The sequence below is a fragment of the Pseudanabaena sp. PCC 6802 genome, from assembly GCF_000332175.1.
GTDB lineage: Bacteria > Cyanobacteriota > Cyanobacteriia > Pseudanabaenales > Pseudanabaenaceae > PCC-6802.
Genome location: NZ_KB235914.1, coordinates 3,531,116 through 3,541,419, shown reverse-complemented (window position 1 = coordinate 3,541,419; position 10,304 = coordinate 3,531,116). Strand labels below are relative to the sequence as shown.

The window sequence follows — 10,304 nt, the reverse complement described above, 5'->3', positions numbered from 1 at the left end:
AATAAAATTTAGATAGAGTCTAAACAAGAACAATTATGACAACCAAACCCGCTAAAGAAATCGTAGCAAAATTCGATACATTTCTTAAACAATATCCTATAGCTGATGGTAGTGGTTCAACCCCAAAAATTCCATTGAGATCGGGGGAGAGACTTTCAATCGTATCGATTCAAGAAGATGGTTCGTTTAACAATCATTACAAAGTCAAACTACCATCAATAATGAACGGCTTTTTGTTTTGGTATGTATATAAGCCGCATGTAGAAGTTGAATACTAAATAGATCGAGAATTCTTGATTTATAAAAGCAAACCTCTAATGCTGTAGATAAAAAGTTGACTTTCTTACTTATCTGAGCTAGTTAATTTAATTTGGCTGACTTGTTGCTAGCAATATCAACCGATCTAGAATAATTGGTGGTAGCTGGAATTTTCTGGCTCTCGCCCTGAGACGTTCCTTTAATGCCTACATATAAAAACCATAAGCCAAGGATAAGCAAGCCAAGATGTAATAGTCCTAAGGTGAAATAAATAGGATTAACAATATTCAATAATTTCTTTTCTTCAGGGGCTTTTGCCTTGATTTCGCTAAAAAGTTTTTCAATCTGATTGCTTAAGTCTGTGGTTTTCTCTCCAAGCTTACAGATTGCATCTGAAGTATCTCGAATATCCTCGACAATTGGAGCTATATTATATTTTATATTTGTAGATCCATTCTCATCAACATATTCAAAGCATACTACTTGAGGCTCGTTAGATTCCAAGTCTTTAGCAGTTTTCTCGACCTTCTGTCCGCAAGCTTTAACAGTTTCAGTTGAATGAGCCACCTGATCGCCAAGAACTTTTCCGTTAGATACTAGATTTTTTAAATCATTGTCTAAATTTTTCAGAATATCTTTTATTAGTTCTGTAAATCTCGCACGCGAAATATAAATAAGATATAGTGCAAGTAGCGCATATAGTGTCAGAATAATTCCAAGAAAAATCTTAGCTGCTTCCATCTCCATCTTAGCTGGAGGTGGAGGTGGCTGAGTTATGTCAGGAATTTGCCCGAACTTCACTAAGCCACTATAACTTGCACTTACAAATAATTTATTGTTAGACGGATTGAAGACAACCGAGCCAATACCCGATGTATCACCGCATGTGTTGAAAACTTCTTTTTCAGTCTTCCAATCCCAAGCTGTGATTGTACCGTCTCTGCTTCCAGCAAGTAAATACTGGCCATCGGCACTGAAGGCAACCGATCTAACAGCTTCAGGAAATTTAGCGAATGTCTGGAGAAGTTTAATGTTATTTGGATCCTGTACATCCCACAATCTAACTTCCCCAGTCCCTTTCGGCGTTTCGATTGCAGCTGCAAGCACGTGACTGTCTGGACTAAAAGCAAGCTGGAGAGCCCCCTGATAGGAACCATTTAGTGGTTCGGTTTGGAGCAGTTTCCAAGTTAACGTATCCCAAAGCTTAAAATTTTTGTCCGAACCACTAGTCGCCAAAAACCTTCCATCGGGGCTAAATGCGACAGATTGAACCCACACTCGATCTGCTATAGGCAAGACTTTTCTGAGCTTCCCTTTAGGCTCACCCTTACTGAGAGTATCATCTACAAGCTCGTAATAATCATTGTTTTTCTCCAAGTCTGTTAGGGCTACTTTACCGTCTTTTGCTTTGGCAAAAACTTTCCTCAGATCCCATATAATTGCTCTCTTAGACTCGCCATACGCTACAGCAAGCAGTTGATTGTTGCGATCGAAAGCAAGAGAAGAAGCACTACCATCTGGACCAGTAAGAATCACCTTTTGGTTACCATTTGAGGTATCCCAAAGATAGACCGTATTATGCCGAAGCCCTCCTGCTAAGGTTGCACCATCAGAGCTAATAGCTAAAGACGTAATTTGATGCTCAAGTGGTTTACTATCTAAATGCTTCTCTGGGTTAAAGTCTGGAATAACACGAAGTCTATCTTTGGTGGAAAGATCCCATAAATATATACGATTTTCGGGCATGACTCCAGCAAGATAATTGGGCTTAGAGTTCTTTGATATAGCAATTGCAGGACTCCATGGTAGAGGTGCAAGAGTGCCTGGAGTCTTTTCTGGGCATGCCGAACTGCTACTTGCTGATGTCGTATTTATTTGAGCGAGAGAATTACGCTCAACACCAATATTATTCGAGACAATAGCTCCCTCATGATTTTTTAACTGACCATAGTCAAATTGACGATCTCCCCCCTGGCTTAATGCTCTAGCCAAACCATCCTTTGCAAGCAAAGATCCTCCTGTAGAAGCTGTGGCAACTACTGCTGCAATTCCAATAAATGACTTAAACAGCTGATTCATAATTAAGAAAAAAGATAATTTGTTACATCAGGGGGCATGGGCAAGTTGCAGCTACTTAGCTTGCAACCCCAAACGTCATCAACCCAATTGGCTAAACATTCAAGAAGAGAGCTATCTTGTATTTTCTATGTGATTGTAGATCTAGAATTCATACCATTGCTTGTTGAGAACTTGGCAAATCCTCTCCTGACTACTAAAAAACTGCTAGATAGATAAAAACGGCACAACAAAACAAAGTCTATTGACTTTTTAGGGAACTTACTGCTAAGGAATAGGATTTCATTAAATAATACAGACTAAAAAACTAAATGGAAAAGACATCCTCCCTATAGAGACTAATCTTGTGTATTTTATTTAGTTTGAATACCTAAATTCTTTAGGTATATATAAAAAACTACAGCAGATTTGTTCCAAATTAAACAAAAATGCATCAATTCTTAATCAGCAACTGTTCGAACTCCTTTGAGAAAATCGTTGTAACCCGATCCAAGTCTTAAATAACTGCCTCAAGGGCTGTGGTTTCGACGACCATAAATGATTTCGAGCTTCATCTTTAGAGAATTACTGCGCCTAGCCGCTAGCATCCCAGGTTGAACTATATTTTATGACTGTTACGAATACTTCACAAACAGCCCCTCATATTCCTAGTGCTGCCTCAAGGAAGATGTTTTGCATCAAGCTTGAAAAAACAATGCCCAGTGTTGCAATGAACCAAAAGAGGTTCGCTGAAAATGCACTAGCATCGCAGGGCAGGTCTGGAACAAGTGATGTTGACTAAGCTAGAACATCTCTACAAACCCTACGACGGATCGTAACAAGTAAAGAAATCTTGAGATGACTGCCTTCCTTTACGGAGAGGTAATGCAGTCAGCTAGATCGTCGTATATAATTAATTACGTATAATCGCGTTTATACACGTTAAATATAATTCTGCAAGGAAACCTATGAACCAACTCGAACTAGCGAATGCGATCGCGCAAGATCTACAAATCGGTGGATACGATGCCGATCGCTTCCTTAAAGTCACCCTCGAAAAAATTATCTCGACTGTGACGACCAATCAACCCGTCGAGCTGCAAGGCTTCGGCACGTTTGCGATGCGTCCTAACGCTCCGCGCACAGGTACAAGTCCTGCCACAGGAGAGCCGTTTAACGTTCCCGCACGCTGGTCGGCATCTTTCAAAATTGATAAAGCCTTTAAAGAGCGCGTCGAAGCTGTGCCTTTAGACCAGTCCAGTCCGACTGTCTCTGCTGGCACTATCTCCGATATCATCGCTCCTGGTGACAAGCCCTACTACTTTACCGTCCAATTCAGCGACGATGTGGGCATCAAAGCCTCCACCATTGGTGGCAAGAATAGCGAACTTGGCGAACTCGATGTGCGCGTGACTGGCCCCAACAGCTTCAACCAACTTGCTAGAGCCACGAGAACTAAAGCTACTGCCGACAAGAAAGGACGGATTGTCACCTATGCAGTCGGTGCTCCTGGTGGCGTATGGGACTTCACCGCAAACGGTCAATACCAGATCGATCTATTAGAGGCGCAAGTTTCTGACCTGATGGGTAACTTCCTGTCCTCCACTACAGTTGGCAACTTTAACGTAGCAATCCCTGGTGGTAGCGGAGGTATCTAATGACCTACGCTGAATTTCTTGCAAAGCTGCGATCGCTTTTGTCTGGCTTACTCTACCCTTCTGAATCCGACTTCCCTGTAGAAGTAGTTCCGCGTGGGCTTTCCTACAGGATGCCCAGTAGTGGCGAAGTGCGCGACCTGGATCGCGTCTTCCAGGTGCGGTATGTCGAGGACTGGATGGGTGAGGGAGAGCAAGAGTTTGCCCAGAGATGGCAGGCAGTCTACGACCACATCGCCAGCAATACTATCGCCACAACCGCATGGCACTACAAAGTCAATCGCAAAAACTACACCCACGAGCAAGTAGTCATTCTGCTGCACGCTCAAGGTGTAGTTGGCCTCCGAATTCGACTCGTTGAAACCTGAACAATTGCTTAACGGTAAAGCCGTGGAGGACACAACCCGTGACGACACTTGATGATTTTCTGGCTGAGAACGAGGAAGCTATCGCATCGATGGCGATCGCTGACAAAATCCTATTAGCTCGCAGTCTGCTCGACTCAGTTGCTTCAACCCTGATAGGTACGGATATCGCTCCCGACAATGGAGACGATAGCGATGACTACGAATGTCTAGAGGAAGACGAAGAATAAACATTATCGACTCCCCAAGCTGGGGAGTTTCAGTTATGGAGGATTGATATGGAAGTAAAAGATTTTCGACTCGATAACGCGATCGCCAATTACAAAAGTTTGCCTCACCAGAAAAGAGCGATCGCCTTTGCCAACACCTGTATCGCAGAGAAGGGAGAACTGAACAGAGAAGACTTCGAGCAATTCGTCATCACCTGGAGGACTCCCGACGAGTCTAATGCGTCTACCACCTTGCAGACCAGTCAACGCGGTATGGACCTGATTAAGGAGTTTGAGGGACGCGAACTAGAAGCCTACCCCGATCCTGGCACGGGTGGCGATCCGTGGACAATCGGTTACGGACACACGGGAAGCGATGTATATCCAGGTCTGACAATTACTCAAGAAAAAGCCGAGCAGCTTCTCAGTGAAGACCTCAAGTATTTCGAGAAGGGAATCCTGGGTTGCATCAGCGTGCCGCTCAATCAGAATCAATTCGATGCTCTCGTAAGCTTCGCCTATAACCTGGGAGTAGGAGCGCTGGCAGAATCAACGCTAGCTAGATTGCTCAACGAAGGGAACTATCAAGCTGCTGCCGACCAGTTCGAGCGTTGGGTGAATGCCGGGGACGAACCCATGCCAGGTCTAGTAAGTCGCCGCCACGTTGAGAAAGAGTTATTTTTGAGTACTTGAAGCTTCGATATGATTGCCCAAATTCAGACACAGCCACAACCGCAACAGCCGCAATTCCCAACGCTGTCACCTTATGCTTGGCAAGACATCGGGATAATTGGGTTTGTGGTTGTTTCTTTCGCGATCGCGCTGGGGAAATGGTTGCCTTCCTATCTCGATAAACGCTGGGCACTGCGGCAAAAGGAGATTGAAATAGCGATCGCTGGCAAAGAACAGGCCATGAAAGCCGAACTCCTGCGCGACGAACGCGACCAGAAGCTTGTAGCAGATCTCACAAATACTCTGCTGGCTAAAGAGTTACAGCGTTCTGAGGAACTCCTGGAAAATCTGGCTGAAACGCAGCAAAGGATCGCGGTGACCCAGGGAATTCAGCAACAACAATTCGAGGCGATCTCGCTTGGATTTGAACAGTCCACTAAAAATCAAGCCAGGATGATCGAACTTCACGAAGCAATTCTCGAAGCACTGTCAAAGTGAAATTAGTGGTAATGATGATATAAAGCTAAAGGTATTCATTATCCATAAGCTATGGCAGCCGATAAGCTCGAAACTTCCCGCGACTATGAGGACTTTCTACGCGCTCTGAAAGAGCGTATCCGCACGGCGCAAGTACGGGCAGCGTTAGCTGTGAACCGAGAAATGGTAATGCTTTACTGGCAAATCGGGTGTGACATTCTCAGTCGTCAGCAGCAGCAAGGGTGGGGGGCAAAGGTCATCGATCGCTTGTCGAAAGATCTGAAGACTGCGTTCCCAGAGATGAAAGGATTTTCTCGCACAAACCTGCTCTACATGAGAGCTTTTGCCGCAGCATACCCTGACGAGCAAATTGTCCAAGAGGTGCTTGGACAAATTACCTGGTACCACAACATTACTTTGCTCGATAAGCTCAAGTTGGAGACAGAGCGACTGTGGTATGCCCATACAACCGTGCAGCAGGGCTGGAGTCGCAATGTACTGGTGCATCAGATTGAGAGCGATCTGTATCATCGGCAGGGCAAAGCAACCACGAATTTCGATCGCACATTACCCCAACCACAATCTGACCTGGCTAACCAGCTACTCAAAGACCCATACTCGTTTGATTTCCTATGTATGAGCGAGGGAGTAAAAGAGCGAAACTTGGAGCGCTCGCTCATCGAGCATATCCGTAAATTCCTACTGGAGTTGGGTATAGGGTTTGCATTCCTGGGCAGCCAATATCCGATTGAAGTAAGCGGCAAAGAATATCGGCTGGACTTACTTTTCTACCATGTCAAGTTGCATTGCTATGTGGTAATCGAATTGAAAGCAGTTGAATTTGAACCTGAATTTTCAGGCAAGATGAATTTCTACGTTGCCGCAGTAGACAGCTTGTTGCGATCGCCCCAAGACGAACCCACCATCGGCATTATTCTCTGCAAGTCAAAGGACAAGACAGTTGTAGAGTTTGCCCTTCAGGGAATGCAAACACCGATAGGAGTTTCCACTTATCAGCTACCCAAGCATTTGCAAGATAGCCTGCCAACTATAGAGCAGTTGGAAGCAGAATTAGAGACAATCACAGATACTGCCTCTGAGTCTTCGAATTCCGAGCTGAATGAAACAGATTTAGCCTGAGCATTAGCTTGCGTGGTAGAGGCAACAGAAGTCACAACTGCGTGCATTCTACCCAAACAACGATTGGATCGGATTCGACCGTGCTTGGCGTATCGTTAAATATCAAGGTGAATTGGGGTAAGCGATCGCACCGTCTCAGTCCATTTATTAGCTCAGTGCTGCAAGTATTCACACCGAGCGATCGCTCTAAAGCCGCTGGGCTTGTCCCCTCAATCCCCCATGGGGAAAAGCGGACGCGGTGGAACCGCGATTATTTTGCGCTCCATTCCGCAGGATGCGCCAGCCTAGCACAGCAGTCAGCAGCGCGTCATAGAAGTCACGTTTATTTGTTGAGCTTCACTATCGCTCCGCACGGTTTGGAGTTCGCGCACTTCGCAATTTTGTCATTACCCTGTAGTTGCTACGTGCGCTCACATTTGTTTATTTTTGCTGACATCCGCTGCGCTCCGACAGCAAATCAGAAAATTGTTGTTCCAATTCATATCAAATGCGCTGCTTTTGTGCCGCGCTTTATTGGCTGTCGTGTGCTTCATTCCGCGAATCAAGTTGACGCTACGCGATTAGTTTTTGTGATGTGGTGTGGTGCATGTGGAGCGTGAGTGTAGCAGGGCTGTCAAGCCCGATGCTGTCCGTTAAATCAGAGTCAGTTGCTTTTCCACCATCCAATCTGGCAGCTCGCAGGATTCGATCAACCAGTGCAGTTCTACAGGTACGCCTTTGGCGATCGCATAGCGCACAGTCCCCCAAGTTCCAGACCCAGCCCACGAGTTCACAGTTACACCACCAGGGCAGGGCTTATTGGCGAAAGCATGGAGCATTCCACTCTCTTTTGCTAGAGCATCGACCATCCGCTTGCTACGTTGCTGAAGTTGGTATGGCTTTCTGCCTTCGGTTTCGTGCAGTTCTACTTCCATCCCCTTGTTTGCACATCTGTAGGCGAGAGCGTCTATTCCTGCGGCATCCCCTACGTGCAGTTTAGTGGCTTTATCGAGTAGTTCCCTTAGCTCCGTCATAGCTTTTTCTATTTGGCTCTCGGTTAGCTTGCGCGTTCCAGTGACTCCGACTGCTTTCATTGCCTTTCTTCTTGTTGTTCCATTATTATACCCTCTTTCTCGTATTATTACGTAGCTTTACGTATTAGTATTGCCTATCCATCATCGTTGCTGCATAAGGGTTTTAAATGATTTACCTATTGTATTACGTAAGCCTACGTTATATCATGTATTAAGATAAAAACAAGGAGTTCCACCAATGGTCAATGCGACAAATATCGTTTACAGCATCTCTGCTACCGCTCAGATTTTAGGTGTAGCCAAAGAAGCCATCAGGAGCTTTCAGGTTTGGGGTAGTTGCGTCTGGGTTTGGGTGAAAGGTTCTCGTCCTCGTTTTCTCAGTTTCAAGCTCTATCGCGCCTTTTTTGTCGATCGCCGCAAGCGAGATGCCGAGGGGCTACAAGTCTTTAAGTCTGTAATGGTTGGCGGCTATATCGTTCGCAATCCTCAGAGAGATTCCAAGTACATCTGCACTCCCTACCATAATCGCATTGAGTGTAGCTGTGAAGACTTCAAAAATCAGGTTGCTTTTAATCCACTCGGTTTGAGCCGTCCTGTGGCTTGTTGCAAGCATGTCTACGCCACACTTGTCCATCTCGGTTACACATCGCTGCGTGAGTACATCATCGCGCAAGCGCAGATAGCTGCATAAAAAACCGACCTGTGGCAAGTCGTTAAACTGCCTCACCAGATCGGAAAACTTTCACCATGAGGATAACACAATGCCGACAGACAACGAAGTCATGAGACTGGACGAGCAAGAGGCATGGCACGACCGCAATGCCTGGGCTGAATACGAGCAGTGGCTGGACGAGCAGAGCGCAACTAGCCCTGCCATGCTGGAATCCGAAGTTGAGTCTAAGCGCATTTTTCATCTGTACTGCCGCACGCAGGAAGAGTTGGAATCAGATCCCGACTACGAGGATGACTTTTAACTAGCGACGGGGCGGGGTGCGATTCGCCATATATCCGCACGAATTAACCTACCAATCAAGGAGAAAACCTATGTCTCGTAAAAATGGCACTACAAAGACTGAACCCCAAACAGCGACGGTTGAAGTCGAAGGCAGTGTGTTCAGCAATGGTTTCGATAACTTCACTATTGAAGGCATCACGTTCACAGGTAAGCCGCGTCAATATCGCGCCGATTGTCAATCTGGGCAATTTAAGATCGGGGCTGCCAAGAAACTTGATAAAACCTTAAAAATGGAGGTTCTGGCATGGCGCAAACTACAGGACGAATTGTTTGGCTATGACTTTCAGACCTGGCTGGAAATCATCTTTATCGACCAGCAAAACATCATTTCTCACATCCTGTTCAAGACAGAATCGATGGACAATTTCGATGAGATGTTGCTCGATCTAGCAGAAAAACAGCAGCCGATCGCTTGTGGCATCGTAACTGCTCAAATGCAATCTCGTTCGTCCCGTGCCAATGGTACGACCTATTACGCGGTTGAGTTTGCTTGGCAACCCAACCAGCAAGAGCGCATTGACGAAATCAAGAGATTTGCAGCCAATCTGCCCTACGAAGCACTGACTGTTTACGCTTTGCCTGGTTCCGACGAGTAGCTATCCATTCCATCGGGGCGATACGTTCGCCCCACCATCAAGACGACACAAAAATCAGGAGAACCTATCATGTTAATGCTGCACTGTAACGCTTTTTCTGCAAGCCGCGATGAAGTTTTTGCCATTCCCACGCCTGAACCAACCACCACATGGAAACCCGTTGCCCATCGGCAATTTGTCGAGTCTATTTTGGAGCTGAGCGCTTGTGCTGGTTTGACGCTCAAAAGTGAAGGCTATGGACTCACCAGACACGGACATCGACTGTTCGGAGTATTAGCATTCGAGCAGAGTGCAGAGCATGGTTTCTGCATCGGCATTCGCAATTCCCACGACAAGACAATGACAGCAGGCATCGTAGCAGGAGCGCGTATCTTCCTGTGCGATAATCTTGCCTTTTCTGGTGCATTTCGCGTCAAGCGCAAGCACACATCGGGAATCGATATTGGTGCGATCGTCTGTGATGCATTCAAGCAATTGCCCGACCAGATCGAGAACCTATTCAAGAATCTGGAGCGTTTGAAACTGGAAGGACTATCCGATGACGAAGCCAGAGCAGTCATCTTCAGGACGCCAGAGAAGGGAGTCATCGCGCCCAGTGAAATGCTCGGCGTATGGAATGAGTACAAGCAGCCATGCCATGAGGAATTTCGCGAACCAACGAAGTTTAATCTGCTGATGGCATTTACAGAAAAAGCAAAACGGCAACCTGTCAGCAAACTCGACAGAATGCACCAGCAGCTACCTGCCCTGCTAGGCTACTGATTGATTCTGGGGATGCGTGCGACATCTCTCAACTATAGCGATCCGAATGAGATATAACGGTTGCATTCACCGGGCGGCAGGGAATGA

The 10,304-nt window shown here is 46.0% G+C and carries 14 protein-coding genes; 12 read left to right on the top strand and 2 right to left on the bottom strand.

Annotated elements, in window-relative coordinates:
• The first annotated feature begins 35 nt into the window (after window positions 1-35).
• The gene (locus PSE6802_RS0122255; protein WP_019502246.1) at window positions 36-278 is read left to right on the top strand and encodes a hypothetical protein; all 243 of its coding nucleotides are present in this window, start codon (window positions 36-38) and stop codon (window positions 276-278) included.
• An 82-nt stretch (window positions 279-360) separates the two neighbouring features.
• Here PSE6802_RS0122255 and PSE6802_RS0122250 read toward each other — a convergent pair whose 3' ends face one another.
• Entirely contained in the window at window positions 361-2,337 is a 1,977-nt protein-coding gene (locus tag PSE6802_RS0122250) for a WD40 repeat domain-containing protein (RefSeq protein WP_019502245.1), read from the bottom strand.
• Window positions 2,338-3,281: 944 nt separating this feature from the next.
• Here PSE6802_RS0122250 and PSE6802_RS31420 point away from each other — a divergent pair.
• From PSE6802_RS31420 to PSE6802_RS33830, 7 genes are all read left to right on the top strand, one after another.
• Window positions 3,282-3,971 (top strand): HU family DNA-binding protein, encoded by a 690-nt coding sequence (locus PSE6802_RS31420; protein WP_019502244.1) that lies wholly within the window; start codon window positions 3,282-3,284, stop codon window positions 3,969-3,971.
• Window positions 3,971-4,336 carry a hypothetical protein gene (locus tag PSE6802_RS0122240; RefSeq protein WP_019502243.1) on the top strand — a complete coding sequence of 122 codons (366 nt, stop codon included), beginning with the start codon at window positions 3,971-3,973 and terminating at the stop codon, window positions 4,334-4,336. Before PSE6802_RS31420 ends, PSE6802_RS0122240 begins: the two co-directional genes overlap by 1 nt.
• Window positions 4,337-4,374: 38 nt before the next feature.
• Window positions 4,375-4,563, top strand: a complete 189-nt coding sequence (locus PSE6802_RS0122235; RefSeq protein WP_019502242.1) for a hypothetical protein — start codon at window positions 4,375-4,377, stop codon at window positions 4,561-4,563.
• 231 nt (window positions 4,564-4,794) lie between these two features.
• Window positions 4,795-5,235 (top strand): lysozyme, encoded by a 441-nt coding sequence (locus PSE6802_RS0122230; RefSeq protein WP_026103480.1) that lies wholly within the window; start codon window positions 4,795-4,797, stop codon window positions 5,233-5,235.
• 9 nt (window positions 5,236-5,244) lie between these two features.
• Window positions 5,245-5,712: a hypothetical protein gene (locus tag PSE6802_RS0122225; RefSeq protein ID WP_019502240.1), complete on the top strand. Its 468-nt coding sequence runs from the start codon at window positions 5,245-5,247 to the stop codon at window positions 5,710-5,712.
• Window positions 5,713-5,763: 51 nt separating this feature from the next.
• Window positions 5,764-6,831: a PDDEXK nuclease domain-containing protein gene (locus PSE6802_RS0122220; protein ID WP_019502239.1), complete on the top strand. Its 1,068-nt coding sequence runs from the start codon at window positions 5,764-5,766 to the stop codon at window positions 6,829-6,831.
• Between the two features lie 41 nt (window positions 6,832-6,872).
• Window positions 6,873-7,430 (top strand): hypothetical protein, encoded by a 558-nt coding sequence (locus tag PSE6802_RS33830; protein ID WP_156815628.1) that lies wholly within the window; start codon window positions 6,873-6,875, stop codon window positions 7,428-7,430.
• 33 nt (window positions 7,431-7,463) lie between these two features.
• On the opposite strand, the gene PSE6802_RS0122215 is transcribed toward PSE6802_RS33830, so the two are convergent.
• A complete protein-coding gene (locus PSE6802_RS0122215; RefSeq protein ID WP_019502238.1) occupies window positions 7,464-7,904 on the bottom strand; it encodes a hypothetical protein in 441 nt (146 codons plus the stop codon).
• Between the two features lie 178 nt (window positions 7,905-8,082).
• Between PSE6802_RS0122215 and PSE6802_RS0122210 the strand changes: the two genes are divergently transcribed.
• The 4 genes from PSE6802_RS0122210 (at window position 8,083) to PSE6802_RS0122195 (ending at window position 10,217) form a co-directional block, all read left to right on the top strand.
• Complete coding sequence (locus PSE6802_RS0122210; protein WP_019502237.1) at window positions 8,083-8,535, top strand: hypothetical protein; 453 nt, start codon at window positions 8,083-8,085, stop codon at window positions 8,533-8,535.
• A gap of 70 nt (window positions 8,536-8,605) precedes the next feature.
• The gene (locus tag PSE6802_RS0122205; protein WP_019502236.1) at window positions 8,606-8,818 is read left to right on the top strand and encodes a hypothetical protein; all 213 of its coding nucleotides are present in this window, start codon (window positions 8,606-8,608) and stop codon (window positions 8,816-8,818) included.
• A 70-nt stretch (window positions 8,819-8,888) separates the two neighbouring features.
• The gene (locus PSE6802_RS0122200) at window positions 8,889-9,455 is read left to right on the top strand and encodes a hypothetical protein (RefSeq protein ID WP_019502235.1); all 567 of its coding nucleotides are present in this window, start codon (window positions 8,889-8,891) and stop codon (window positions 9,453-9,455) included.
• A 75-nt stretch (window positions 9,456-9,530) separates the two neighbouring features.
• Window positions 9,531-10,217: a hypothetical protein gene (locus tag PSE6802_RS0122195; protein WP_225902698.1), complete on the top strand. Its 687-nt coding sequence runs from the start codon at window positions 9,531-9,533 to the stop codon at window positions 10,215-10,217.
• Window positions 10,218-10,304 lie beyond the last annotated feature (87 nt).